Here is a 26,086-nt window from a genome sequence, read left to right as displayed (position 1 = left end):
CCGTCGACCCACCCGGTCGCGCACCCTTCTCGGCGTGAGCCTTCCGGGTGGTGTCCGCAGCAAGCAGAACCTGGCGTGGGTCGTCGCGGGTGTCGCGTTCGTCGCACTCGTCGGCGCGGCGGCGTTCCGCGCCACGCCGGGCGCGTTGATCCAGCCGCTCCGGGAGGAGTTCGGCTGGTCCACCGGCACCATCGGCCTCGCCGTGTCGGTCAACCTGCTCCTCTTCGGCCTGACCGCGCCGTTCGCCGCCGCCCTGATGGAGCGCTTCGGCGTCCGCCGCGTCGTGGCGTCCGCGCTGACGCTCGTCGCCGTGGGCAGCGGCCTGACCGTGTTCATGACCACCGCGTGGCAGCTGGTGCTGTTCTGGGGCGTGCTGGTGGGCCTGGGCACCGGCTCGATGGCGCTGGCGTTCGTCGCGACCATCACCGGCCGCTGGTTCGTCAAGCACCGCGGACTGGTCACCGGCGTCCTCACCGCGGGCGGCGCGACGGGCCAGCTCGTGTTCCTGCCCGTCGTGGCCGCCCTGTCCGAGTCGTCCGGCTGGCGCACGGCGTCCCTGGTGGTCTCCGCGGCGGCCCTCGCGGTGGTGCCGCTGGTGCTGCTGCTCCTGCGCGAGCACCCCGCCGACGTCGGCGTCCCGCCCTACGGCGGCACCGAGGTCGTGCCCGTCCCGGCGACCGGGCCCGGCGCCGCCCGCCGCGCGATCGGCGCGCTGACCTCCGCCGCGCGCACCGGCCCGTTCTGGTTCCTCGCCGCCGGGTTCGCGATCTGCGGCGCCACCACCAACGGCCTGGTCGGCACCCACTTCATCCCCGCCGCGCACGACCACGGCATGCCCACCACCACGGCCGCGGGTCTGCTCGCCCTCGTCGGCGTGTTCGACATCGCCGGCACCGTGCTGTCCGGCTGGCTCACCGACCGCGTCGACAGCCGCGTCCTGCTGGCCGTCTACTACGCCCTGCGCGGCGCGTCGCTCCTCGTGCTGCCGCAGCTGTTCCACGACTCGGTGCACCCGTCGATGCTCGTGTTCATCATCTTCTACGGACTCGACTGGGTGGCCACCGTGCCGCCGACCGTGGCCCTGTGCCGCGAGGTGTTCGGCCTGTCCGCGCCCGTCGTGTTCGGCTGGGTGTTCGCCTCGCACCAGATCGGCGCCGCGTTCGCCGCCACCGCCGCGGGCCTCACCCGCGACCACCTCGGCGACTACGCCCCCGCCTGGTACGTGGCGGGCGCGCTCAGCATCGGCGCCGCGTTCCTGTCGATGAAGGTGCGCGGCCGGCGGCCGGAACCGGCGACGCCCGACGCCGACCCGGTGCGGGCGTGACCGGATCGGTAGCGGCCTCCGGCAGGAGGGGCACGGACCCGCGCCACCAGGCGACTAGGCTCGCGCGGGTGATGGATCGACTGGTGTGGATCGACTGCGAGATGACCGGCCTCGACCTCGGCAAGGACGCGCTGATCGAGATCGCGGCGCTGGTGACCGACGCCGAGCTGAACGTGCTCGGCGAAGGGGTCGACGTGGTCATCCACGCCGACGACACCGCGCTCGGCTCGATGCCGGACGTCGTCGTGCAGATGCACGCCAAGTCGGGCCTCACCGAGGAGGTGCGGCGGTCCACCGTGTCGCTCGCCGAGGCCGAGGCCCTGGTGCTCGCCTACGTCAAGGAGTGGGTGCCCGACCCGCGCACCGCGCCGCTGGCGGGCAACTCGATCGCCACCGACCGCGGCTTCATCGCCCGCGACATGCCGGAGCTGGACGCCCACCTGCACTACCGGATGGTCGACGTGTCGTCCATCAAGGAGCTGTGCCGGCGCTGGTACCCGCGCATCTACTACGCGCAGCCGGGCAAGGGCCTCGCGCACCGGGCGCTCGCCGACATCCGGGAGTCCATCCGGGAGCTGGCGTACTACCGGCGCACCGCGTTCGTGCCGCAGCCGGGGCCGACCTCGGAGCAGGCACAGGCCGTGGCCAGCGAACTCCTGGCCGCCGACGGGGTGGGGTAGGGCCGATTTCGAACTCGGTGGGACGGCACTGTATGCTTCTCCCCGCCGGGTCAACCGGTCTTGGTGGGTGTAGCTCAGCTGGCAGAGCACTGGGTTGTGATCCCAGGTGTCGCGGGTTCAAGTCCCGTCACTCACCCCAAGCGGAACGCCCTCCGACACCACGTCGGGGGGCGTCTTCTTTTGCCCAGGGGAGCTGTTGTGAGCGCCACGCTCGTCGCGAAGGACCTGGCCGCGGGGCACGGTGACCGCGTGCTGTTCTCCGGGTTGGACCTCGTGGTCGCGCCCGGTGACGTGATCGGGCTCGTCGGGGCCAACGGCGCCGGCAAGTCCACCCTCCTGCGCACCCTGGCCGGCCTGCTGCCCGCCGAACAGGGCACCGTCCGCCTCTCCCCCGCCACGGCCACCGTCGGCCACCTGCCGCAGGAGCCGGACCGGCGCCCCGGCGAGACGGTCCGCGGGTTCCTGGCGCGGCGCACGGGCGTCGCCGACGCGCAGGCCGCCCTCGACCGGGCCACCGAGCTGCTCACGGCGGGCGAGGACCACGACGACACCTACTCCGGTGCGCTGGAGCGGTGGCTGGCCCTCGGCGGCGCGGACCTGGACGAGCGCGCCGAGGAGGTCGCCGCGTCGCTCGGGTTCGGCGTGTCGCTCGACCAGCCCATGACGGCCCTCTCCGGCGGTCAGGCGGCCCGCGCGGGCATGGCGTCGCTGCTGCTCAGCCGGTACGACGTGTTCCTGCTCGACGAGCCGACCAACGACCTGGACCTCGACGGGCTGGCCAGGCTGGAGGCGTTCGTCACCGGGCTGCGGGCGGGCACCGTGCTGGTGTCGCACGACCGGGAGTTCCTGGCGCGCACCGTCACCCGGGTGGTGGAGCTGGACCTGGCGCAGCAGGAGGTGCGGACCTACGGCGGCGGGTACGAGTCGTACCTGGAGGAGCGCGAGGTGGCCCGCCGGCACGCCCGCGAGGACTACGAGGAGTACGCCGACACCCGGTCGGCGCTGGAGGCCCGCGCCCGGTCCCAGCGGGCGTGGATGGAGAAGGGCGTCAAGAACGCCCGCCGCAAGGCCCCCGACAACGACAAGGTCGGCCGCAAGTTCCGCACCGAGGCCACCGAGAAGCAGGCGTCGAAGGCCCGGCAGACCGAGCGGCTGATCGAGCGGCTGGACGTCGTGGAGGAGCCGCGCAAGGAGTGGGAGCTGCGGATGGAGATCGCCGCCGCACCCCGGTCCGGCTCGGTGGTGGCGGTGCTGCGGTCGGCCGTGGTGACCCGCGGCGGCTTCACCCTCGGCCCGGTCGACCTCCAGGTGGACTGGGCGGACCGCGTGGCCATCACCGGCGCGAACGGTGCGGGCAAGTCCACCCTGCTGGGCGCCCTGCTCGGCCGGGTGCCGGTGACGTCCGGGTCGGCGTCGCTGGGCTCCGGGGTGGTCGTCGGCGAGGTCGACCAGGCGCGCGGGCTGTTCCTGGGGCCGGAGGCGCTGCTGGACGCGTTCGGCGCGGCCGTGCCCGACCTCGTGCCCGCCGACGTGCGCACGCTGCTGGCGAAGTTCGGGCTGAAGGCGGCGCACGTGCTGCGGCCCGCCGCGTCGCTGTCACCGGGTGAGCGCACCCGTGCCGCGCTGGCGCTGCTCCAGGCGCGGGGCGTGAACCTGCTCGTGCTGGACGAGCCGACGAACCACCTCGACCTGCCCGCGATCGAGCAGCTCGAAGCGGCCCTGGAGTCCTACACCGGGACGCTGCTGCTGGTCACCCACGACCGGCGGATGCTGACCGCGGTGCGCACGACCCGCCGCCTGGAGGTGGCGGCGGGTCGTGTCACGGACCTGTGATCAGCGGTTCCCCTTGACCCACTGGTCCCACGGGATCTGCCAGTCGCCGAACCCGTCCCAGGGTTGCAGCGCCGGGCCGCCGCTGTTGGTGACGACGACGACGTCGCCCTGCTTCGAGTTGTCGAACACCCACTTGGCGTTCTCCGGCGACAGGTTCAGGCAGCCGTGGCTGACGTTGCGGTGCCCCTGGTCGCCCACCGACCACGGCGCGCCGTGGAAGAAGATGCCGCTGTTCGACATCCGGAACGCCCAGTCGACCGGCGTCACGTAACCGCCCGCCTCCAGCGACAGGCCGTAGGTGCGGGAGTCCATGACCATGTGGGCGTGCTTCTCCGTCAGCACGTAGGTCCCGGTGGGCGTCGGGTTCTGGGCGTCGCCCATCGACGTGGGCATGGTGCGCACGACCTGGCCGTTGACCTTGGTGACGACCTGGTGCGTCGCGCCGTCGGCCTCGTGCACCACGGCGTCGCCGATGGTCGTGGTGACGACCCGGTCCTCCTCGCCGTACACGCCGTTGCCGACGTGCTTGCCGTAGATCCTGGCGTTGATGGTCACCTTGGTGCCGGGCGTCCAGTAGTTCTGCGGGCGCCAGTGCACGGTCTCCTCGTCGAACCAGTAGAAGGCGCCCTCGACCTTGGGCTCCGTGGTGATGGAGATCATCGCCTCGGCGGCCGGCTTGTCCGCGATCGGCTCGTCGAAGTAGAACGCGAGCGGCTGGCCGACGCCGACCGTGGTGCCGTCGAGCGGGTTGACCGACAGGTAGGTCAGCGTGCGCGGCTTGACCGTGGTGAACGTCGAGGTCTTGGTGACCGTCGCCCCGTCGGCCCCCTGACCGGTCACCGCGAGCGTGTAGGTCTTCTGGTATCCCAGCGGCTCGGTGTTGGTCCACTGCAGACCGTCCGGGCTCACCTGCCCGGCGACCGCCACGCCCTCCGGGTTGGTCAGCGACACCGAGGTGATCTTCCCGTCCGCGGCCGTGGCGACGACCGGCTGCCCGGGCGGCACGTCCACCGCCGCGTCCGCGGGCCCGGTGCTCAGCGACACGGGCTTGGGTGGCGGAGCGGACGACGTCGACGTTCCGGACGGCTCCCCGGCCGCCCCCGTGCTCGCCTCCCCCGACGAACAACCAGTGATCATCGTCACGACCACCCCCATCGCGACGATCCCCAGCGCTCCGCGCGCCCCCCGGCTACGAGCCATCCCACGTCCTCCGCTCAAGTTCCGGAACGCCGGTACTGACTGCACACGAGTGCTTCGGCATCCCCTGACAAGGGGACGCCCGGAGGGTTGACGATGTTGCCCGTGATGCTGGATCGTTACCAAGGCGAAGTTCCCCCCGGACGAAGGCGGGCACACCCGCCCTGACCAGGCGATTGGGAGCCGCGAGAGATGCTGTGCTAATGTTCTCCACGTCGGACGGAGCAACAAGGTCCGAGCGCCGCTAGCTCAACTGGCAGAGCAGCTGACTCTTAATCAGCGGGTTCGGGGTTCGAGTCCCTGGCGGCGCACAACACAGCGAAGAGGGCCACCCTGACCGGTGGTCCTTTTTGTGTTGTACGCATATTGATCCAACCTGCCGGATGCACGCCGAAGGGGCGGAGACGAACTCTCCGCCCCTTCGGTCACGTAGGGGCCACAGGGGTTCTGACGCTGAATCTTCGACCTCTACATAAGTGGGTTTCCACCGGCATGTTCCCCTCTCAAAAGTTTAGCTTAGCCAACTATCCAATACGGCCAGGCCAGCACGTGAAGAACCATTCGGCTATCACGGGGGCGACGACCACCACTGCCCCGAAGCCGGAAACGGTCGCCAGGACGGCGAGCACGACGCGCGGGTTCCGCAGGGCACGAAGTTGGAGCATCACAGCGCAATTTGACCATGGACCACCGGGGCGAACCCGGGCGGGGTCACCCGTCCAGGGGACACCCCGCCGCAAGGCCCCCCAAAGACTGGTTCAGGGCAAATTATTATGCATTTTTAGGGCTTAAAGTTCACCGATCAGTATGAATCTCCCCTCGTTGAGAGGCCTGCTCAATCACCTCAGGTGACGTCGATACGCCCAAATGGGGGGCGACTGAACGTGGGTGGGGAACCGGCGCACGAGTGCGACTCCGCACCGCCAAGTGGTCGCCGATGCCACGGGCACCGATGCTCCCGCTCTCGCGGAGGACTTCCTCCGCAAGACGCCACCGCTCCTCCGCCTCGTCCGCCTCACCCATGGCTGCCAAGGCGTCGCCCCACAGCCGGAGGGCATGCCCGCGCCTCTCACGTGCGCCGATCGCGTCACACAGAGCCGCCGCCGACTCAGCGTGGACTATCGCGTCGTCGAATCGACCGAGGTTGTACTCGACCTCGGTGAGCGCGACCAGCGCTTCACTCATTCGGCCGCGGTCACCACCAACGGGGTGCAGCGTCAACGCCTCACGCAGGTGGAGCAGAGCCGCCTCCAGACCGCCGCGCTCGAGGTGCAGGGTCCCGAGGTCGGTCAGCGTCGTCGCGACACCACGCAGGTGCCCGATCGAACGCCTTATCGCCAATGCCTCGTAATAACACCGGAGCGCCAGGTCGTCTTGTTCCGCCTTCCGGTAGGCGTTGCCCAGCTCGTTCAGCGCGTAAGCTTCGCCGTCCTGGTAACCGGATGCGCGTACCGCTTCGAGGGTCTTCCGGTGGAGTTCGATCGCCGCGGAGACCTCGCCCAATGCCAGGTGGATGCTCGCGAGGTTGTGGCTGCAGATCAGTTGAATCTCCTGGGCCCCGATCCGCTCCGCGATCTCCGCACCGGTCTTGAAGTGCTCCCTGGCCTCGACGTACCTTTCCAAGCGGTACAGGACCATTCCGAGGTTGCTGTGGGTGCCGCTGATCGCCTCGGGGTCCCTCAACGCGGTGGCCGCTTTCAAAGCCACGCGGTGGCTCACGAGGACGTCCTCGTAGTAACCCGATCGGTCATACGCCTCGTGGAAGTTCGCGGAGATGCGCCAAGCGTGGTCGTGAAAGCCGTGCCGCACGGCGAGCGACACGGCCGCGACCAGGTTCGCGCGTTCTTCGCCGAGCCACCTCAACGCCTCGGCTTGGCCGTTCAGCACCACCCCGGTCGTGGACATGCCCGGCAACGGCGGCACAGGAGAGGTTTGCGGGTCCAGTTCGTGAGCCGCGACACCCGACGAGGCGAGGAACCAGTCCAGCATCCGCTTCATCGCGCTCACCCGGACATCGGTGGCTTCGTCCCGGCGGACCAGGAGCAGCGCGAAACCGTGCAGGGTGTCGTGCAACCGGAACCGCTTCGGCGCGGTTCCGTGGTCGAGCAGGTTGTGCCGAACCAGCACACCGAGGTGGGCACCCACGACCTCCGCCGGTTCGCCGAGCAGCGCGCTCACGACGTCAACGCCGAACTCGGTGGTGGGGTTCAAACCCAGCAGTCGGAACACGTGCGCCGTGTCGTCCGGCAGGTACTTGAAGGACCACGAGAACGCGACGGGGAGCGTGGCGCTGGCGTCATCGCTGTCGTGCACCGCCCCCAGCACGCCCAGGCCGTCGTGACCGCGGAACTCCTCGACCAGGTCCGCGATGGGAGTGCCGGGGCGGTGGGCGACTTGTTGCGCGATTATCCGCAAGCCCAGCGGCAAGCCGTCGACGAGCCCCGCCAGGTCCCGCACCGCCGAGGGGTCCTCGTCGGCCCGCGTGCGGCCGATCTCCTTGCGCAGCAGCGAGACCGATTCCGAAGACGACAGCGGCGGTACGGGCTTCAGGTCGACGTGGTCGAGGACCCCGAGGCCGAACAGGCGTGTGCGACTGGTGATGAGCGTGACGCAGTTCGGTGTCGCGGCGAGCACCGGTCGCACCTGCGTGCTCTCGTGCGCGTCGTCGAGCAGGATCAACAGCCGACGACCACCGATGATCCGGCGCAGTTCCAACCGGCGCTCGTCGCCGGTGGCGGGTATCCGCTCGGCTCCGAGTGAGCGCAGCAGGAAGGCGAGCACGTCGTCGGCCGCGACCGGCGTCCCGGCGCTGTACCCCCGCAATTCGACGTACAGGTTGCCGTCCGGGAAGCTGCCGAGGCGGCGCGCCGCCCACTTCAACGCCAGTTGGCTCTTGCCGACGCTCGGCATGCCGTGGAGGGCCACCACGCGACCGCCCCCGCCGTCGAGGAGGGCGTCGAGTTCGGCCAGCAGCTCCTCACGGCCGATGAAGTTGCGCGCCGGGAGCGGGATCTGGTGCGGTGGCCTGACACCGGAGGACGCCGTGCTGTTCTGCTTGCGCAGGATCGATCGGTAGAGGTCGCGGAGTTGCGGTCCCGGTTCCGCGCCGATGTGCTCGAAGAGCCTGTGGCAGAACGCGGCGTAGAAGTGGAGGGCCGCCGAGTACCGCCCCAGGGCGTCCAGGGAACGCATGTACAGGCCGGCGAACGCCTCGTCAGGGGCAAGGGTGGCGGTCAGCCTCCCTGCCTCCGCCATGACCTCCAAGTGCTCGCCCAGCCGGTGCTGGCAGTCCAACAGGGTGTACAAGGCGGGCAATCGGTCGAACGTCTCCATCTGGTCACGACAACGGTCGGCCCAATTGCCTTCCAGTTCCTGCATCGGACGCCCGTCCCACAGCGCCAGCGCCGCGCGGAGCAACTCCTTCGCGGCTCGATGGTCGCCCGCTTGCGCGGCCACCAGGCCCTGATCCGCCAATTTGCGGAAACGGTAGTAGTCGACCGCCTCGGGCGGCTCGACGACAAGCCGGTACGCGTGCCCTTCCTTCAGGATGGAAGCACCTGTCCCGGATTTGGCCAGAATTGCCCGCAGCTTGCTGATGATCGGCTGGAGGCTGCTCCGCACCTGATCAGGCGCATTGCCTGGCCAGACGACCCGCGCGATCCGGTCGATCTGCACAGACTGGGGGAAGTAGTAGAGGAGCATTGCGAGGACTCCGCGGTGCTTGGCGGGCCCCAAGTCGTGATCTTTCCCGTCGATGTGTAATCGCGTCTTGCCCATGATCTTGAAGTCCACCAGCGTCACCTTTCGCTGGCCCGATGTGGCTACGCCCCCAGTGTGCTTCACCGTCGAGATCCCCCGTAGGACTTTCACCATTGTTCGTCCGAATCGGCGACAGGACCGACGATGATCGGCAGGCTGCAAGCGAACTGCAAGTTCGCGGCAAAACCGGCTGTCAACCTCTTCCCGAGGGTCGTTACGCGAGGGGGAGTGCATGACGGGACAGGAGTGGCCCCGGGTGCCGATAGGGCTCGACGCGCCGCAGTGGGTGAGTCGAGCCGGTTGCTCGTCGGTGCTGGCCGTGGTGCACACGGTCACCAGCGGGCAGCGGTTGCTGGAGGCCGTGCAATTGATCGAGAGCGACACGAGGGTGCAGGTGGTGTTCACCCAGGCGCCCGACGCGTTCGGCAACGGGGTCGGCGACTTCCTGCGCGCCGAGGGCGGGCTGGTGCTGCCCTGGGAGATGGCGGTGCGGGAGCGGTTCGACCTGGCCATCGCGGCGGCCTACGGAGGGCTGCACGAGGTTCACGCGCCGCTGGTGGTGATGCCGCACGGCGCCGGGTACGGCAAGGCGTTCGCCACCGGCGAGGGCCAGGCCGTCTACGGGTTGGACGCGCAGCGCCTGGTGCACAACGGCCGTGTGGTGCCGAGCGCGGTGGTGCTCGCGCACGACGACGAACGGGAGGTGCTGCGGCGGCAGTGCCCGCAGGCGGTCGACGTGGCGGTGGTGGCGGGGGACCCGTGCTACGACCGGTTGGTGGCGAGCCTGCCGCACCGGGACGAGTACCGGGCCGCCCTGGGCGTGGAGCCCGGGGAGCAGGTCGTCGTGGTCAGTTCGACGTGGGGGCTGCACTCGCTGTTCGCGCGGTTCGAGGACCTGCTGCCCAACCTGCTGGAGGAACTGACGCCGCAGGGGGTCCACGTGATCGCGCTGGTGCACCCGGCCGCGTGGTTCGGTCACGGCAGGCGCCAGGTCGACGCGTGGCTCGCGGGGTGCCGGGAAGCGGGCCTGGTCGTGCTGGGGCCGGAGGTGGACTGGCGGGTGGCGCTCATCGCTTCCGACCAGGTCGTCGCCGACCACGGCTCGGTCGGCGTCTACGCGGCGGCCGTCGACCGGCCGGTCGTGCTGGTGGCCCCACCGGTGCAGAGCGCGACGAGCAGCGGATCACCGCACGAGCTGCTGCGCGGGGCCGCGCCGAGGTTCCGCCCCGGGGTCCCGGTGCGCGAGCAGTTCGAGGCGGCGGCGCCTCGGGCCGCGTCACTGGGCGAGGCGGTGCGGGAGCGGTTGACCTCGCAGCCCGGCCGGTCGTCAGCCGAGCTGCGGCGGGTCATGTACCGGCTGCTCGACATCCCCGAACCGGGTCGGCACCGCGCCATGCCCCCGGTCCCCGCGCCGTCGGGAGGCGTGCGGTGAGCGATCCCGTCGTGCGGTGGTCGACCGGGCGCGACAGCTTGGCCGATGTCGTCGTGTGCGCGGCGGCGGACGTGGACGGACGCGAGGTGACCGCGTTCCTGCGCGAGGTCAACCCGTTCGCCGCCCTGCTCGTCGCGGTGTCGCCCGCCCTCGTGGTCGTGCGCACCGAGTTCGACGACGTGGTCGAGCTGAGGCCCGCGGGGGTCCCGGCGCGCTGCCTGGGCCACGCGGGGGCCGTGCTCTCCGCCGCGCGGTCGTTCTACGCCTGGCACGTGTCGCGCCTGGACCTGCGCGCGCTGGCTCGACGCGGACTGCCCGTGTGGTGCGGTCGACACCGCGAGGTCCGGTCAGCCGTCGCGTGCGGGTGGCTCGAGGTCGCCGCCGGGCCGTTCGAGCCGTTGGGCGATCTCGGCCGCTCGTGAGGAATCGATGCCGCGGTAGAGCCGCAGAGCCAGTGCCCAGTGCTCTGCGGCCTCCTCGACCCGCCCCGACCGCTCCAGCGCCCGGGCCGCCAGCCGGTGCGAATCGGCGGATCCCCTCGACGAGCCCAGGGCGTCCATCGCCTTCACCGCGTCGAGCGCCGCGCGCTCGGCCTGCGCGGGCCGGTCGGCCAGCAGGTGCGCCTCGGCGCGGGCCACCACGACGCGGGCCGCGTTGTAGGGGTCGGGCTCGACCAGTCCGCCCAGGAGCGCTTCGGCCTCGTCGAGCACGGCCATCGCCTCGTCGGTCCTGCCGAGCCTGGGCAGCACCCCGCCGAGGTTGATCAGCGTGAGGCCGAGGCCCCGGTCCTCGGCCATCCCTCGGTAGTCCACCGCCAGGTCCGCGAACAGCACGGCCGCGCCCTCCAGGTCGCCGCGTGCGACCTGGAGGAGGGCCGAGGCTTCCCGCACCGCGGCGACGGCCCGCGGGTCGGCCATCGATCGGGCGAGACCGGCGGACGCCTCCAGGCTGGTGCGCGCCTCGTCGTACCGGCCCAGCGTCGTGCACGCCATGCCGAACCGTTTCAGCATCTCCCACTCCGCGAAGGCGTTGCCCCACCGCCGCCCGGCCTCGATTCCCCGTTCGTCGACCTCCAGCCGGTCCCGGTAGTGCTTCTTGTGCAACAGCAGCGGCCACATGACGTCCGCGAGCTGCCACGAGAGTTCCCACCAGCTCTTCTCCGAGGCGACGCGACCGCACACGACCAGGTTCGGTCGTTCCTCCTCCAACCAGGCCAGCGCGGACTCCCGGTCCGCGAACTCCGGCACGTCCTCCGGCTCCGTGGTGAACGCGTAGTCCAGCCGCCTGCGGTGCGGCGTGACGACGCGGTCGGCCGCCATGGCGCCCATCAGGTACCACTCGACCATCCGCCGCACGGCCCGCTCCGACCCGGCGGCGCCGTCCTCGGCGGCGGCCTTGTTCCGGGCGTGCAGCCGCAGCAGGTCGTGGAACCGGTAGCGGCCCTCACCCACCGATTCCACGAGGTTGCCGTCCACCAGTTCCTCCAGGGACGTCAGCGGGTCGTCGTCGGCGTCGAGCACCGACGCGGCGACCGAGGCGCTGAACTCCTGCCCGGGGTGCAGGCCGAGCCTGCGGTAGAGGGTCGCCGCAGGTGGCTGGAGCGTCCGATAGGAGACGTCGAACGTCGTCTGCACGGACAGCTCGGGCGCGGACAGCACCGACAACCGACGGCGTTCGTCGCCCAGTTCGGCGAGCACCTTCCGCACGGACCACTTCGGCCTGGTCGCGAGCCGCGCCGCGGCCACCCGCACCGCGATCGGCAGGCCACCGCACATGCGCACCAGGGCCTTGGCCGGATCGGGCTCGTCGTCGACGCGCCTGCCCACGACCTTGGCCAGCAACCGCAGCGCCGACGACGTGGCCAGCGGTCCGACATCGAGCAGCCGCGCCCCCTCGGCGACCAGACCGGTCAACCGGCTGCGGCTGGTCACCAGAACGGCGCTGGAGGGCGAGTTCGGCGCGAGCGGCCTGACCTGGGCCGCCGAATGGGCGTTGTCGAGCAGCACGAGGAGCTTCTTGTCCGCGGTGAGCGAGCGGTACAGCGCGGCCTGCTCGGCGAGGTCCGCGGGCACTTCCCGGGACGGCACGCCGAGACCGCGCAGGAACAGGCCCAGCGCCTCTTCCGGCAGGACCGGTCGCGCACCGCTGAACCCGGCGAGGTCCACGTAGAGCTGACCGTCGCCGAACAGGTCCCCCACGTCGTGGGCCCACTGGAGCGCGAGCGCCGTCTTGCCGATGCCACCGGGACCGCTGAGCACCGCGAGCATGCGCGTCCCGTGGTTCCTGCTCTCCCCCAGGAAGCCGGCCAATTGGTCTAATTCGTCACGACGGTCGGTGAAATGCGCCGGAGCGGCCAGCAATTGGCGTGGCACCGGGGCCGGAGTGGACGGTGCATTGTGGAACACGATGTCGCCGTGCACCTCCGCCGCCTGGACGACACCTCCGCGGACCTCCCCGGACAGCAGGTTGTAGGAACAATCGCGGCCGTCCCGCGCCTCACCCGATCGCGACATACGCACCCCCGTGGCGTGTGTTTTCGACCACCACGACCGTACGACGCGGGGCACCCCTGATAAAGACCTGAATGAACGAACTCCAGATTCAACCGGACCAGTGGGGCGGATGAGGACCGTCACAATGCGCGGCATTTCACCTGAAAGCGAGCGCTATTCGCCGGTCGACCAGCAGTCTGGTGCGTTGCACGTCGACGTCGACCGCCATCCGGGTGTCCCGGTCCAACCGGTGGTAGGACCTGGCCAGGAGCCAGTGAGCGGCCTCCGTCCCGATCGCGGTCAGCTCGCCCCGCGCGGCCAGGGCGGTCCGCGCGGCGAGGTGGTCGCGGGTCACGAACGCCTTGCGCACGACGCCTCCGGACAGCTCGTCGATCAGGAAGACCATGGCGTGCTCGTCCTCGGCGAACGCGTAGGCGCACACCAGGGCCAGGTAGCCGGCGTCGAGCGAGCGGTCGCAGATCCAGGCCCCGCCTGCGGTCAGGGGCGGGGAGGCCGGGAGCACGGCGCCGGCGGCCCACTCGCGGGGGCGGCCGGTGAGCGCGGCGGCCAGGACGCGCAGCAGGGCGTGGTTGCGGCGGCTCGGGTGGGACACGGCGTGCTCGATGAGGCCCGCCCAGAACTCCTCGTCCGGTCGGGCGTCGGCCACGGCGGTGCTGACGGTGAGCTCGGCGTCGAGGGGGTCGGTCACCTGGGACAGGGCCCGGCAGCGGTGGACGACGCGCTGCTGGACCGGTGTCAGCGGCGTCCCCAGTGGACGGTGCACCACCACGAAGGGTCGACGCGTCGGGCGCTGCGTGTTCCGGCTCACAGCGCGAGGCTGGCACGTGCGGCCCGGTGTGGGGAGCGGCACGCAGCAGGTTCGTCGACAGCGCACCCGAAAGAGGACAATCGGCGTTCGTGGACTCCCTGCACGATACGTTGTGGCGGGCCGCGGCGAACCGCCGGGCCAGGCTGCCGCGCACCTCCGGACTGCCGGCCGCCGACGTGGACGCCGCGGTCGGCGAGGTGCTGCGGCGTGCCCTGGAGCACGTCTGGGAGCACGGCTGGATGCCGCACGACGTGTACGAGGCGGTGCGGCGCGACGCGGACGAGCGCGCGCTGTCGTTCCTCGTGGACGCCGTCGCGGCGGACACCGCGCGGCACACCGCCCTGCACCCGCGCTGGCGGGCCCAGGTGGACGGCATCGGGGCCGAGGTCTGGTGGGACACCGGCGAACCGCACCTGGAGCAGTGGGCGCGGCGGCACATCGAGCTGCGCGAGGACGCGGTGGCCGCGGCGGTGGCGGTGCTCGGCGTGCTGATCTCGTTGCCGGGCCTGCCGGTGATCGTGCCGCGGCCGGGCACGCCGATGGCCGCGTTCGACCACCGCGGCGTGGACCCGAAGGTCCTCAACCGGGTGCGCGGGCTGCTGGCGAAGGCCGAGTCGACCGCGTTCCCCGAGGAGGCGGAGGCGCTGTCGACCAAGGCCCAGGAGCTGGTGACGCGGCACGCCCTGGAGCGGATGCCGGTGGAGGCGGCGACGACGACGTCGCGGCGGCTGTGGCTGGACCGGAAGTACTTCGACGGGAAGGCGCAGGTCGTGCACGTCGTCGCGCGGGCCAACCGGTGCCGCGCCGTGGTGTACGACCTGGGGTTCGTGGCGCTGGTCGGCGAGGAGCTGGACCTGGAGATCGTGGAGCTGCTGTCGGCGTCGCTGCTGGTGCAGGCGACGCGCGCGATGGTGGCTGCGGGCGACGGGGCGCGCAAGGGCGACGAGGCGCGGTCCGCGGCGTACCGCAAGTCCTTCCTGCTCTCCTACGCGCACCGGGTCGGGGAACGGCTGGAGGCGGCCAACGCGGTGCCCGAGGACGACCGGCTGCTGCCCGTGCTGGCCGAGCGGCGCAAGGCGGTGGACGAGTACTTCGGGGCGATGTTCACGCGGACGGTCGCGAAGACGACGCCCGTGCGCAGCGCGGCGGGGTGGGACGCGGGCCGTTCGGCGGCGGACCGGGCGAACCTGTCGGTCGGTTGACCTGCGCTTCCGCCACCGCTGTCGGTGGTCGTCCGTAGCCTCCCCGCCATGACCACCGCACCGGAGGTCCGCAGGCTGTTCAACGTCACCCAGGAGAGCCGCTGGGCGTTCAACGGCTGGTTCGGCCGGCGTGACGAGGTGGTGGCGCTCGTCATGGCGCACGAGTGCGCCGCCGTCGAGCGGGTGACCGCCGAGGAGGTCGAGGCCGCGTGCCGCAGCGCGCCGGCGCCCCGGTCGCCCGGCGTGCCGGACTGGCGGCCGCGGTTCCCGTTCACGCTCGTCGCGCACCACGCCGTCGAGTCGCTGGGCCGATTACCGACGTGGCCGGAGTTCCGGGAGTTCTGCGCGGCCGACGAGCGGGCGCGGGCCATGCTGTGGACGCCGGCGCGCGAGGTCGCCGCCTCGGTGGGCGGGGCGGCGGTGCGCGACCGGGTGGTGCGCGAGTTCCTGGCGTTCCTGCGCGACGCGCACGTGCGCGCGGTGCTGCGCGGGCACGGGTTGGACGTGCGCGCGCACCCGTTGGCGGACCTGGTGTTCGGGGTGGACGCGTGGGTCGACCGGCTGCTGCTCGCCCCGCGCGGCGGGCCGCGGCGCTCCGAAGCGCTGCTGGCGCACGCGATGCCGCCGTTCTTCTTCGTCGACCTCGGGCTGGGGTCGTCCCGGTCGGGGTCGTGCGGGACGGGGTCGTCCGGGAGTGGGCTGCACGCGCGTCCGGCGCTGGACCGCGCCGCGCGGAGGCTGCGGGAGGTGCTGCACCCGGTGTGAGCCATCATGGCCCGGTGCCGAACCTGGAGACGACGGACGACGTCCGCGCCCGGATGAGCAGGCAGCGCTCGCGCGACACGGGGATCGAGGTGGCGCTGCGGCGTGAACTGCACCGCCTCGGCCTGCGCTACCGGGTGCACCGGCGGCCGGTGCGCGCCGTGCGGCGGGAGGCGGACGTGGTGTTCGGACCCGCGCGCGTGGCCGTGTTCGTCGACGGCTGCTTCTGGCACGGCTGCCCGGAGCACGGCACGTGGCCCAAGCGCAACGGCGACTTCTGGCGCGCCAAGATCGAGGCCAACCGGGCGCGCGACGCGAACACCGACCAGCGGCTGGCCGAGGAGGGGTGGCTGTCGGTGCGGGTGTGGGAGCACGAGGACCCGACCGAGGCCGCGGACCGGGTGCGGGCCGCGGTGCTGGAGCGGCGGGGTGCGGGCGGGGCCGGTCGGCTACCGTGAGGTCCGTGCTGTCCATGATCGACCTGTTCGCCGGCTGTGGCGGCATGACCTCCGGGTTCGTCGCGGCCGGTGGCTACGCGCCGGTCATGGCGGTGGAGTGGGACCTGCACGCGGCGGCGACGTACGCGGCGAACTTCGGCGAGGGCCACATGCGGTGGTCCGACATCGCTTCCATCCCCGACGAGGAGATCCCCGAGGCGGACGTGATCGTCGGCGGGCCGCCGTGCCAGGGGTTCTCCAACCTCGGGTCGCGCGACGTCGACGACCCGCGCAACTCGCTGTGGCGCGAGTACCTGCGGTTCGTGCGGCGCGCGGAGCCCGCGGTGTTCGTGATCGAGAACGTGGACCGGTTCCTGTCCTCGACCGAGTTCGCGCTGCTCCAGGCCGAGACGGAGGACTACGAGCTGTCGGCGGGGGTGCTGCTGGCGGCGGATTTCGGCGTGCCGCAGCGGCGGCGGCGGGCGATCGTGATCGGGTCGCGGGTCGGGCGCATCCCGCTGCCCTCGCCGACGCACCCGCGCGAGCGCTGGCACACCGTGGGCGACGTGCTGCGCGGCCTGCCGGAGAAGCCGCTGACGACGGCGCTGCCCGCGTCGGTGGTCGAGTTCTTCGGCCGTGAGCTGCCCGGTGCGTTCGCGAGCGCGGACCTGCACATCGGGCGCACGCCGACCGCGCTGTCGCTGGAGCGGTACCGGCACGTCCCACCCGGTGGTGGCCGGTTCGACCTGCCCGACGAGCTGCTGCCCCGGTGCTGGCGGGAGAAGAAGACCGGCACGACGGACGTCATGGGCCGGATGCGGTGGGACGCGCCGTCGTTGACCATCCGCACCGAGTTCTACAAGCCGGAGAAGGGCCGCTACCTGCACCCGCAGTGGGAACCCGGGCTGTCCGGGCACCGCGTGGACCGGCCGATCACGCACCTGGAGGCCGCGCGGCTCCAGTCGTTCCCCGACTCCTTCGAGTGGTGCGGGTCGAAGGTCGAGGTGGCCCGCCAGATCGGCAACGCCGTGCCGCCGTCGCTGGCGCGGGCCATCGCCGAGCACCTCAAGCCGTACCTGACGGGTGAATCCCCGGCGGACCGGTCCTGCGACCTCTGCCGCCGACCCCGGATTGTCGGACCCCCTCGCTAGCGTCGTCACCATGACGACGACCACGTACGAGAACTCGGTCCGCATCGGCTCCACCACCTACCGCCTGGTGGCGACCGCGGACCCGGAGCTGTCCCTGGAGCTGGCCGGCACCGACACGGCGGGCGCGCTGGTGGCCGAGGGCGCCCTGCGCCTGCCCGCGGACGCCGGGGCGCGGATCGGCAAGCTGCTGAGCCAGGTGCTCGACGCCCTGGGCACGCTGGCCGCCCCGTCCTCCGGGTCGGCGCGGGGCCGTCCGGCCAACGCCAACCAGCCGTGGACGGCGGAGGCGGAGGAGTCGCTGCGCGCGGCCTGGCTGGGCGCGGCCCCGGGCGCGGGGACGGCCGAGCTGATCCGCGACCTCGCCCGGCGGCTGGAGCGCTCGCCCGCGTCGCTCAGGTCGAGGCTGGCGAAGGTCGGGTGCGACCCCGACGTGCCGGGGCGGGCGCTGTCGGAGCGGGCCGCCGAGGTGTTCGGCGTTCAGGGTCGGGATCAGGGCCGGGTCGGGGGCACACCCGATTCGCGCGGGGCGGAGGCGGGGTGATGCTCGACGTGGACTTCGAAGATCGGGGAAAGGACGTCTCGTGGAGATCACCGGGCTCATCTCGGCGCTCGTCATCGGTGTGGTCGTCGGCGGCCTGGGGCGGTTGGTCGTGCCGGGCAGGCAGAGGATCTCGATGCTCACGACCCTGCTGGTGGGCATCGCGGCGGCTCTCGTGGGGACCTTCGCGGCCTCGGTGCTGGGCGTGTCCGACACGAGCGGCGTCGACTGGGTCGAGGCGGCCCTCCAGGTCGGCCTGGCCGGCGTGGGCGTCACCGCGCTGACCCGCTCCCGGGCCCACCAGTACCGGTGACCGGCCATCGACACCACCCGACCGGCCACGCGGTCCCGAGACCGGGAGCGGACGCGGCGGGCCGGGTGGTGTCGGGGGCGGTGCCTAGAGTGGCCCCGTGTTCGTGCTGCACGCCGTGGGCGTGAGTGGTGGGCGGGTGGCCCTCTGGGCCGAGGGTTCGGTGCTGCCCCCTCGCGTCGAGGGGCGTGTGGGCCGGCGGGTGGTCGCCCACCCGTTCGCGGTCGACGGCGACGACCTGCGGTCGCTGGTCGGGGGCGTCCCGGGCGGGGCGATGACGGTCCGGTTGCCCTCCTTCGCCTCCGGGCCGGTGGCCTCTCCCGGGTTGGTGCGCGAGGGGTCCGGCCGCGGGGTCGTGCGGTGGCGGGAGTGGGAGGTCCCCGTCGTCCGGTGGGACGGCGAGGTCGCCGACGGGCTCGCCGACTGCCGACTGGGCGCTTCCGCGCGCTTCCTGAACGACGTGGCGCGGTTCGGGCGCGACCTCGTCCGGCGGGGCCGGGTGCTGCCCTCGATCGACGACCGGGGGCGAGCCCGGTGGCGTGCCGCGCTGTCCGGGGCCGACTCGACCCGGTGGGCGGCGCTGGTGGCGGAGACGCCGCCGGCCTTCCTGGCCGCGGGCGGCGCGGAGGACGTCGTCCCGGGGGTCCTCGACGCGCTCGTGGACCGGGACGTGCGGGCCGCGCTGCCCGACGCCGGGACCGGCTCCCGGCGGGGCGGTGTGGTCGGGGCGTTCGTGCGGGCGCTGGCCGGCCCGCCGGACGTCGTGGGCGCGTACCACGAGGTGGGCGGTGACGCGGACGACGAGGTGGAGGGCGAGGTCGCCCGGCTGCGTGACGCGCTCGACGGGTGGCGGTCCCGGGGGTTGCGCGAGAGTCCTGTCCGGACGTGCTTCCGGCTCAGCTCGCCCGACCACGGCGGTCACCTGGAGGACGGCTGGCGGTTGGAGTTCCTGCTCCAGGCCGTGGACGAGCCGAGCGTCCTGGTGCACGCCGAGCAGGTGTGGCGGGGCAAGGCGACCGTGCTGCGGCGGTGGGTCGACCGGGCCGAGGACGTGCTGCTCGGCGACCTCGGCCGGGCGAGCCGGCTGTACCCGGCGCTCGACCGGGCGCTCCGGGCCAAGCGACCGGCCGAGGTGGAGCTGGACGTCGAGGGCGCCCACGAGTTCCTCGAACACGCGGCGCTGCTGGCGCAGGCCGGGTTCGGGGTGCTGCTGCCCTCGTGGTGGCGGCAGCCCCGTCGGTTGGGGTTGCGGTTGGAGGCCGAGAGCCGGGGCACGGCGGGCGTGGTCGCGAAGGAGAGCGAGCTCGGGCTCAAGGTGCTCGTCGACTACCACTGGGAGCTGGCGCTCGGGGACGAGGTGCTGAGCGAGTCCGAGCTGACCGCGTTGGCGCGCGCCAAGGTGCCGCTGGTCCGCGTGCGCGGGCAGTGGGTGCACGTCGACCGCGAGCGGTTGGCGGCGGGGCTCGCGTTCCTGGAGCGCGGCGGCGGGCAGATGACGGCCGCCCAGGTGCTGCTGATGAACGCCGAGGACGCCGAGCTGCCGTTGCCGCTCAACGGCGTCGACGCCACGGGCTGGTTGGGCGACCTGCTGTCGGGCCGGGTGGAGCACCAGCTGGAACCGGTGGAGCACCCGGCGGGCCTGGTGGCCGACCTGCGCCCCTACCAGCGGCGCGGGTTGGCGTGGCTCGCGTTCCTCGACCGGCTCGGGTTGGGCGCGTGCCTGGCCGATGACATGGGTCTGGGCAAGACGGTGCAGCTGCTGGCCCTGGAGGCCCACAACCGGCAGCACGGGGCGCGGCTGCCGACGCTGCTGGTGTGCCCGATGTCCGTGGTCGGCAACTGGCAGCGCGAGGCCGCGCGGTTCACGCCCGGGCTGGAGGTGCGGGTCCACCACGGCGCGGACCGGGTGCTCGACGTCGACTGCGACCTGGTCATCACGACGTACGCGGTGGTCTCGCGCGACGCCGGCGCGCTCGCCGGGGTCCAGTGGGACCGGGTGGTGCTCGACGAGGCGCAGAACGTCAAGAACAGCTCGACGAGGCAGTCGCAGGTGGTGCGGTCGCTGCCCGCGCGGCACCGGGTGGCGCTGACCGGCACGCCGGTGGAGAACCGGCTGGCCGAGCTGTGGTCCGTGATGGACTTCGTCAACCCCGGTGTGCTGGGCACGATCAGCGCGTTCCGCGCCCGCTTCGCGGTGCCGATCGAACGCCACCACGACGAGGAGGCGGCCGTGCGGCTGCGGCGGATCACCGGGCCGTTCGTGCTGCGCCGCCTCAAGACCGACCCGCGGGTCATCACCGACCTGCCGGACAAGATCGAGGTCACGCAGCTGTGCACGCTCACGCCCGAGCAGGCGTCGCTGTACCAGGCCGTGGTGGACGACATGCTCGGGCGCATCGCCGAGGCGGAGGGCGTCAAGCGCAAGGGCCTGGTGCTGGCCACGATGTCGCGGCTCAAGCAGGTCTGCAACCACCCGGCGCAGCTCCTCGGCGACGGGTCGCGCGTCGCGGGCCGCTCGGGCAAGGTGGCGCGGCTGGAGGAGATCCTCGACGAGGCGCTGGCCGACGGCGACAAGGCGTTGTGCTTCACCCAGTTCACGGGGTTCGGCTCGCTGGTCGTGCCGCACCTGGCCGCGCGGTTCGACACCGAGGTGCTGTTCCTGCACGGCGGGACGCCGAAGGGCAGGCGGGACGAGATGGTGCGGCGGTTCCAGGGGGAGGACGGGCCGTCGATCTTCGTGCTGTCGCTCAAGGCGGGCGGCACCGGGCTGAACCTGACGGCCGCCAACCACGTCGTGCACCTCGACCGGTGGTGGAACCCGGCGGTGGAGGACCAGGCGACCGACCGGGCGTTCCGGATCGGTCAGCGCAACCACGTGCAGGTGCGCAAGTTCGTCACCGTCGGGACGCTGGAGGAGCGCATCGACCGGATGATCGAGGAGAAGCGGGGCCTGGCGCAGCTCGTGGTCGGCGCGGGCGAGGACTGGCTGACCGAGTTGTCCACGAACGAGTTGCGCGAGCTGTTCGCGCTGTCCGGGGAGGCCGTCGGTGCCTGATCGCGACTGGCACGGCGAACGGCCGTCCGCGCGCCGGGCGATCCGCGTCGAGGGCGGCCTGACGCTGCGCAGCAAGCGCGGTGACGTGGCGCGGACGTGGTGGTCGCGCCGGTTCGTGGAGGTGCTGGAGTCGTTCGGCATGGGCGGGCGGCTCGCGCGGGGTCGGGGGTACGCGCGCACCGGGCAGGTGATGAGCCTGTCGCTGTCGACGAGCCTGGTCGTGGCGCTGGTGATGGGGACGCGGCGCGAGCCGTACCGGGCGCGGGTCGGGGTCCGGAAGTTCACCGACCAGGAGTGGTCGCGCATCGAGCACGCGCTCGCCGACCGGGCGGTCTTCGCGGCGAAGCTGCTGGCGGGCGAGATGCCGCCGGAGATCGAGGACGTGTTCGCCGACCTGGGGCTCGCGCTGTTCCCGAGCACGCTGCGCGAGATGTCGATGGACTGCACGTGCCCGGACTGGGAGGTGCCGTGCAAGCACCTCGCGGCGACCTGCTACCTGCTCGCCGAGTCGTTCGACACCGACCCGTTCGAGATCCTCGCCTGGCGCGGCCGGTCGCGGGAGGACCTGCTGGACCGGCTGCGGGAGCTGCGCGCCCCCCTGCCGCACGAGGAGCCGGTGCCCGTGGAGCCCGTGCCGGAGCCGGAGGTCGACGAGTTCGCCGGGTTCTGGGTGCGCCGGACGACGTCCGCGGCGGTGCCGGAGGTCGCGGAGCCGGTGCCCACGCGCCCGGACGCCCTGCTCGACCAGCTCGACCCGCTCGTGGTGGACGGCCGATCGCTGACCGACGACCTCCGCCCGCTCTACCGGCTCATCGCGAGGTCGTCGCGCGGGACCGAGCGGTGAGCGCCGGGCGCCGACGCGGCCCGGCGGAGGCGTGACCCCCTCCACTGTGACGAACAGCACAGCGGAGGACGTCCGGCGGCTCCTGGGGCGAGCGCCCGGCGTCCAGCAAGTTACTCACTGGTAACGTGCGGCGACGACGAAGGGAGAACCCCCGGTGCTGTTCAACCCCGACACCTACGACGCCGGCCACCTGGACCCCGAGAGCCGCCGCCTGCTGCGCGCGGTCATCGACTGGTTCGAGGAGCGCGGCAAGCGCCGGCTGATCGCCGACGACCAGGCCAGGGTCTGGTACGCCGAGTTCCTCGACTTCGTCGCGCGCGAGAAGCTGTTCGCGACCTTCTGCACCCCGGCCGCCGAGGCCGGCGGGAACCCCGACAAGCGCTGGGACGCCGCCCGCAACGCCGCGTTGAGCGAGGTGCTGGGCTTCTACGGCCTCCAGTACTGGTACGCCTGGCAGGTCACCGTCCTCGGCCTCGGCCCGATCTGGATGAGCGACAACGCCGCCGCCCGCGCGAAGGCCGCGGCGCTCCTGGACGACGGCGCGGTGTTCGCGTTCGGCCTGTCCGAGAAGGAGCACGGCGCGGACGTCTACTCCACCGACATGGTGCTCACGCCCACCGGCACGGGCTTCGTCGCCAACGGCGGCAAGTACTACATCGGCAACGGCAACGTCGCGGGCATGGTCTCGGTGTTCGGCCGCCGCGCCGACGTGGAGGGCCCCGACGGGTACGTGTTCTTCGCCGTCGACTCGCAGCACGAGGCGTTCCACCTGGTCAAGAACGTGGTCGACTCGCAGATGTTCGTCAGCGAGTTCCGGCTGGAGGACTACCCGGTGCGCGCCGAGGACGTCCTGCACACCGGCGCGGACGCGTTCAGCGCCGCCCTGAACACGGTGAACGTCGGCAAGTTCAACCTGTGCACGGCGTCCATCGGCATCGGCGAGCACGCGTTCCACGAGAGCGTGACCCACGCCCACAACCGGGTGCTCTACGGCAAGCGCGTCACCGAGTTCCCGCACGTGCGGCAGAACTTCGTCGACGCCTACGCCCGCCTGGCCGCGATGAAGCTGTTCTCGGACCGCGCCGTGGACTACTTCCGCAGCGCGTCCCCCGAGGACCGCCGCTACCTGCTGTTCAACCCCGTCACCAAGATGAAGGTCACCAGCGAGGGTGAGCGGGTCGTCGACCTGCTGTGGGACGTGATCGCGGCCAAGGGCTTCGAGAAGGACACCTACTTCTCGATGGCGGCCCGCGACATCCGGGCGCTGCCGAAGCTGGAGGGCACGGTCCACGTCAACCTCGCCCTCGTGCTGAAGTTCATGCCCAACTACCTGTTCGCCCCCACCGGGTACGAGGCGGTGCCGACCCGGCACGACCCGGCCGACGACGCGTTCTTCTGGCGCCAGGGCCCGGCCCGCGGCCTCGGGACGGTCCGCTTCCACGACTGGGAGGCCCCCTACCGCGAGCACGCCCGCGTGCCGAACGCGGCGCTGTTCCACGAGCAGGCACGGGCACTGCGCGACCTGCTCACCGAGGCCGCCCCGGACGAGGCCCAGCAGCGGGACCTGGACTTCCTGCTCAACCTCGGCCACCTGTTCACGCTCGTCGTGTACGGGCAGCTGGTACTGGAGCAGGCAGCGACCGCAGGCGTGGACGACGACCTGCTGGACCAGGTCTTCGACGTCCTGGTGCGCGACTTCTCCGCCTACGCCGTCGCCCTGCACGGCAAGGCGTCGTCCACGGGGGCGCAGCAGGCGTGGGCGCTGGGCGTGGTGCGCAAGCCGGTCGTGGACGGCGGCCGGTTCGACCGGGTGTGGCAGGCGGTGGCGGCGCTGTCGGGGGTGTACGAGATGCGCCCGTGAACGGCGGTCGGCGCGGTCGGGCACGAGTGCGCCCGACCGGCCGTCGCGCACGCGGACGGGTGTCGGCGGGCGGGCTGGGCCGATCGGGCGTGGGCGCCCGCGCCGGCGGGGGAACCGCGGCGGGACGGCGGAGCCGACTGAGGGCAGCGTCTTGACTGGTCGGGCGGGACCGGTGTTGGGTCGCTTCCTACCGGTTCGAGAGGGGGTCGCGGGTCGTGACCGCGTCCAAGGCACTGCGCGCCCTGCGCGAGGCGATCGTGCTGGAACTGCTCGATTCGGAGAACGAACACGAGTTCGACACCGCCGTGGGGGCCTTCGACCACCCGCGGTGCGAGGTCGTCTCGACCGGCCAGGTGTTCGAGGGCCGGGAGGAGGTGGCCGGGTACTACGCGCGGGTGCTCCGCGCGGTCCCCGACCGGCGCAGCACGCTCGTGGCACTGCACCACGCCGACGACGCGGCGATCGCGGAGCTGGAGGTCGCGGGCACCTACCTGGGCGGCGGGGAGCCGGTCGGGCGGCCGTTCCGGGTGCGCACCACCGCGTTCTTCCTGTTCGACGGCGCGCGCCTGGTCGGTCAGCGGCTTTACGGCGAGCACGGCTGCACGCCCGACGACACCCCCGCCGGTACCGCCGCGGAACCGGCGTTGACCAGCTGAAGCAGGCCGGAGGGCGCGAAAACGGGCCGCCACCCCGTCGCCGGAGTGGCGGCCCGAATCCGGTTCCGGGTCGGCGAGGACCCGGAGAGGGTCAGAGCGGTCGAACCGCCTGCGCCTGCGGGCCCTTCTGGCCCTGGCCGATTTCGAACTCCACCCGCTGGTTCTCCTCGAGCGTGCGGTAACCGTTGCTCTGGATCTCCGAGTAGTGCACGAACACGTCGGCGCCACCGTTGTCCGGGGAGATGAAGCCGAAGCCCTTCTCCGCGTTGAACCACTTGACGGTGCCCTGAACTGCCATCTTGCTACTTCTCCTCTAACAGGTGCCGGATCGCGCTTGCGACCACCGGGTCCGCTGCTGCGGGCTCCGGCCCTCCAGGAGGAGTGTTCAGCGCCCGCAACTCCGTTCCGCGAGCGTGGTGGAACACGAACACAGAAAGGTACGACCGCAGACAGTCAACCACGACCGGCCGCTCGCAGTCGAGCGGCAGAATGCGGCGAGTCGCACTGCTACGGTGGGCCCGGGCTCGATCACAGGGGGTCTGCCATGCCGGAGCCGATGCTGGTCTCCATCGCCGCCTCGCTCGCCACGCGAGCGGTGGCCGGGTTGTACGACCTGGTCCGGGCCAGGTTCGCGGGGGATTCCGAGGCGAGCGCGGCGCTGACCGCCGCCGAGGGGCAACCCGAGGACTCGCCACAGGTCAGGGCGTTGAGCGAGGTGCTGGAGCGGACCACGTCCGCTGATCCGGACTTCGCCGAGGCGCTGGGCCGCGAGTACGGGGCCGTCACCCAGACCGGCCGGGTGGTCAACCAGATCTCGGGCACGGTGCACGGGAACGTGCTGCAGGCAGGCGACATCCAGGGTGGCGTCAGCTTCTCGTAGCCCTCCGGGGTGAAGATGGGGTGATGTACCCGCTCGACCTGCCCCAGTCCCGGTTGCTGTTCTTCTTCCTCGGCCTGGTGCTGACGTTCGTGTTCATCCGGATCAGCGTCCGCATGATCCGGGCCGGTGTGCGCTGGTGGCCGGGCAACTTCACGCCCGGCGGCACCCACATCCACCACGTCGTGTTCGGCGCGGTGTTCATGATGCTCGGCGGGGTCACCGGGTTGGCCGTGCCGGACGACGAGCACGGCCTGCGGGTTGCCGCAGCCGCGCTGCTCGGCGTGGGCGCGGCGCTCGTGCTGGACGAGTTCGCGCTGATCCTGCACCTGCGGGACGTGTACTGGACCAAGGACGGCCGGCTGTCGGTCGACGCGGTGTTCCTGGCCGTCGGCATGACCGGCCTGCTGCTGCTCGGCGCCCGGCCGCTCGGCTATGACGAGTTCTACGGCGAGGGCCGGCCGCTGCGCGTGGTGCTGATCCTGGTGAACTTCGGGTTCGCCGTCGTGGCGCTGCTCAAGGGCAAGGTGTGGACCGGCCTGCTCGGGCTGCTGGTGCCCGTGCTGCCCGAGATCGGGGCCGTGCGCCTGGCCCGTCCGGGATCGCCGTGGGCGCGCTGGCGCTACACCGAGGGCTCGCGCAAGCTGCGCCGCGCGTACCGCCGCGAGGCCCGCTTCCGGCAACCCCTGATCCGGGCCAAGATCCGCGTGCAGGAGTTCATCTCCGGCCGCCACGACCTGGACCCGGACGACTGACCCGGCGAGTCACGCGCTCACGGCCGGCGGTGTGCGCCGCGAACGTGGAACTCAGGGGTCCCGAACGTTCGACTCGCGGGGCTTGGGCGTTC

The 26,086-nt window shown here is 72.1% G+C and carries 22 protein-coding genes and 2 tRNA genes; 19 read left to right on the top strand and 5 right to left on the bottom strand.

Going from position 1 to position 26,086, the window contains the following annotated elements; translation table 11 throughout:
- Positions 1 to 34 precede the first annotated feature (34 nt).
- The 4 genes from J2S66_RS34680 to J2S66_RS34665 all read left to right on the top strand — a co-directional run bounded on the left by J2S66_RS34680 (position 35) and on the right by J2S66_RS34665 (position 3,837).
- Positions 35 to 1,324, top strand: coding sequence for an MFS transporter (locus tag J2S66_RS34680; protein WP_310313327.1), 1,290 nt, complete (start codon positions 35 to 37; stop codon positions 1,322 to 1,324).
- A 68-nt stretch (positions 1,325 to 1,392) separates the two neighbouring features.
- A complete protein-coding gene (gene orn / locus J2S66_RS34675) occupies positions 1,393 to 2,004 on the top strand; it encodes an oligoribonuclease (RefSeq protein WP_310313324.1) in 612 nt (203 codons plus the stop codon).
- Positions 2,005 to 2,067: 63 nt separating this feature from the next.
- A tRNA-His gene (locus tag J2S66_RS34670) sits at positions 2,068 to 2,143 on the top strand.
- 59 nt (positions 2,144 to 2,202) lie between these two features.
- Positions 2,203 to 3,837 carry an ABC-F family ATP-binding cassette domain-containing protein gene (locus tag J2S66_RS34665; RefSeq protein ID WP_310313321.1) on the top strand — a complete coding sequence of 545 codons (1,635 nt, stop codon included), beginning with the start codon at positions 2,203 to 2,205 and terminating at the stop codon, positions 3,835 to 3,837.
- Here J2S66_RS34665 and J2S66_RS34660 read toward each other — a convergent pair whose 3' ends face one another.
- Positions 3,838 to 5,037, bottom strand: coding sequence for a L,D-transpeptidase (locus J2S66_RS34660; protein WP_310313318.1), 1,200 nt, complete (start codon positions 5,035 to 5,037; stop codon positions 3,838 to 3,840).
- Between the two features lie 235 nt (positions 5,038 to 5,272).
- Between J2S66_RS34660 and J2S66_RS34655 the strand changes: the two genes are divergently transcribed.
- Positions 5,273 to 5,345 (top strand) — tRNA-Lys (locus J2S66_RS34655).
- A gap of 484 nt (positions 5,346 to 5,829) precedes the next feature.
- On the opposite strand, the gene J2S66_RS34650 is transcribed toward J2S66_RS34655, so the two are convergent.
- A complete protein-coding gene (locus J2S66_RS34650) occupies positions 5,830 to 8,826 on the bottom strand; it encodes an AfsR/SARP family transcriptional regulator (protein WP_310313315.1) in 2,997 nt (998 codons plus the stop codon).
- A gap of 199 nt (positions 8,827 to 9,025) precedes the next feature.
- Here J2S66_RS34650 and J2S66_RS34645 point away from each other — a divergent pair, with 199 nt between their 5' ends.
- Positions 9,026 to 10,225, top strand: coding sequence for a CDP-glycerol glycerophosphotransferase family protein (locus J2S66_RS34645; protein ID WP_310313313.1), 1,200 nt, complete (start codon positions 9,026 to 9,028; stop codon positions 10,223 to 10,225).
- Entirely contained in the window at positions 10,222 to 10,647 is a 426-nt protein-coding gene (locus J2S66_RS34640; RefSeq protein WP_310313309.1) for a hypothetical protein, read from the top strand. The genes J2S66_RS34645 and J2S66_RS34640 overlap by 4 nt, the downstream gene beginning before the upstream one ends.
- Here the strand turns inward: J2S66_RS34640 and J2S66_RS34635 are convergent.
- Together J2S66_RS34635 and J2S66_RS34630 are read right to left on the bottom strand one after the other, a co-directional pair.
- Entirely contained in the window at positions 10,573 to 12,492 is a 1,920-nt protein-coding gene (locus tag J2S66_RS34635) for an ATP-binding protein (RefSeq protein WP_510184963.1), read from the bottom strand. The two genes, J2S66_RS34640 and J2S66_RS34635, sit on opposite strands and share 75 nt — an antisense overlap.
- A 382-nt stretch (positions 12,493 to 12,874) precedes the next feature.
- Complete coding sequence (locus J2S66_RS34630; RefSeq protein ID WP_310313303.1) at positions 12,875 to 13,501, bottom strand: hypothetical protein; 627 nt, start codon at positions 13,499 to 13,501, stop codon at positions 12,875 to 12,877.
- Positions 13,502 to 13,635: 134 nt separating this feature from the next.
- On the opposite strand from J2S66_RS34630, the gene J2S66_RS34625 reads away from it, so the two are divergent.
- The 10 genes from J2S66_RS34625 to J2S66_RS34580 all read left to right on the top strand — a co-directional run bounded on the left by J2S66_RS34625 (position 13,636) and on the right by J2S66_RS34580 (position 24,362).
- Positions 13,636 to 14,748: a DUF2786 domain-containing protein gene (locus J2S66_RS34625; protein ID WP_310313300.1), complete on the top strand. Its 1,113-nt coding sequence runs from the start codon at positions 13,636 to 13,638 to the stop codon at positions 14,746 to 14,748.
- 48 nt (positions 14,749 to 14,796) lie between these two features.
- Positions 14,797 to 15,513 (top strand): hypothetical protein, encoded by a 717-nt coding sequence (locus J2S66_RS34620; RefSeq protein WP_310313297.1) that lies wholly within the window; start codon positions 14,797 to 14,799, stop codon positions 15,511 to 15,513.
- Positions 15,514 to 15,566: 53 nt separating this feature from the next.
- Entirely contained in the window at positions 15,567 to 15,968 is a 402-nt protein-coding gene (locus J2S66_RS34615) for a very short patch repair endonuclease (RefSeq protein ID WP_310315316.1), read from the top strand.
- A 14-nt stretch (positions 15,969 to 15,982) separates the two neighbouring features.
- Positions 15,983 to 17,098 (top strand): DNA cytosine methyltransferase, encoded by a 1,116-nt coding sequence (locus J2S66_RS34610; RefSeq protein WP_310315314.1) that lies wholly within the window; start codon positions 15,983 to 15,985, stop codon positions 17,096 to 17,098.
- Between the two features lie 10 nt (positions 17,099 to 17,108).
- The gene (locus J2S66_RS34605) at positions 17,109 to 17,639 is read left to right on the top strand and encodes a hypothetical protein (RefSeq protein WP_310313294.1); all 531 of its coding nucleotides are present in this window, start codon (positions 17,109 to 17,111) and stop codon (positions 17,637 to 17,639) included.
- A gap of 40 nt (positions 17,640 to 17,679) precedes the next feature.
- On the top strand, positions 17,680 to 17,949 hold the full coding sequence (locus tag J2S66_RS34600) for a GlsB/YeaQ/YmgE family stress response membrane protein (protein ID WP_310313292.1): 270 nt from the start codon (positions 17,680 to 17,682) through the stop codon (positions 17,947 to 17,949).
- Between the two features lie 97 nt (positions 17,950 to 18,046).
- Complete coding sequence (locus J2S66_RS34595) at positions 18,047 to 21,001, top strand: DEAD/DEAH box helicase (protein ID WP_310313289.1); 2,955 nt, start codon at positions 18,047 to 18,049, stop codon at positions 20,999 to 21,001.
- Positions 20,994 to 21,845: an SWIM zinc finger family protein gene (locus J2S66_RS34590; protein ID WP_310313286.1), complete on the top strand. Its 852-nt coding sequence runs from the start codon at positions 20,994 to 20,996 to the stop codon at positions 21,843 to 21,845. Before J2S66_RS34595 ends, J2S66_RS34590 begins: the two co-directional genes overlap by 8 nt.
- A 154-nt stretch (positions 21,846 to 21,999) precedes the next feature.
- Entirely contained in the window at positions 22,000 to 23,706 is a 1,707-nt protein-coding gene (locus J2S66_RS34585) for an acyl-CoA dehydrogenase family protein (RefSeq protein ID WP_310313283.1), read from the top strand.
- 215 nt (positions 23,707 to 23,921) lie between these two features.
- Entirely contained in the window at positions 23,922 to 24,362 is a 441-nt protein-coding gene (locus J2S66_RS34580; protein ID WP_310313280.1) for a nuclear transport factor 2 family protein, read from the top strand.
- A 91-nt stretch (positions 24,363 to 24,453) separates the two neighbouring features.
- Here J2S66_RS34580 and cspE read toward each other — a convergent pair whose 3' ends face one another.
- A complete protein-coding gene (cspE, locus tag J2S66_RS34575; protein ID WP_015098655.1) occupies positions 24,454 to 24,660 on the bottom strand; it encodes a transcription antiterminator/RNA stability regulator CspE in 207 nt (68 codons plus the stop codon).
- Positions 24,661 to 24,906: 246 nt separating this feature from the next.
- Here cspE and J2S66_RS34570 point away from each other — a divergent pair, with 246 nt between their 5' ends.
- Together J2S66_RS34570 and J2S66_RS34565 are read left to right on the top strand one after the other, a co-directional pair.
- A complete protein-coding gene (locus J2S66_RS34570; RefSeq protein ID WP_310313274.1) occupies positions 24,907 to 25,242 on the top strand; it encodes a hypothetical protein in 336 nt (111 codons plus the stop codon).
- Positions 25,243 to 25,265: 23 nt separating this feature from the next.
- The gene (locus J2S66_RS34565) at positions 25,266 to 25,994 is read left to right on the top strand and encodes a hypothetical protein (protein WP_310313270.1); all 729 of its coding nucleotides are present in this window, start codon (positions 25,266 to 25,268) and stop codon (positions 25,992 to 25,994) included.
- The last annotated feature ends 92 nt before the right edge of the window (positions 25,995 to 26,086 follow it).

The organism is Saccharothrix longispora (genome assembly GCF_031455225.1).
Lineage (GTDB): Bacteria > Actinomycetota > Actinomycetes > Mycobacteriales > Pseudonocardiaceae > Actinosynnema > Actinosynnema longispora.
The sequence above is the reverse complement of the archived record's forward strand: the minus strand, read 5'-3'. Positions and strand labels throughout refer to the sequence as shown.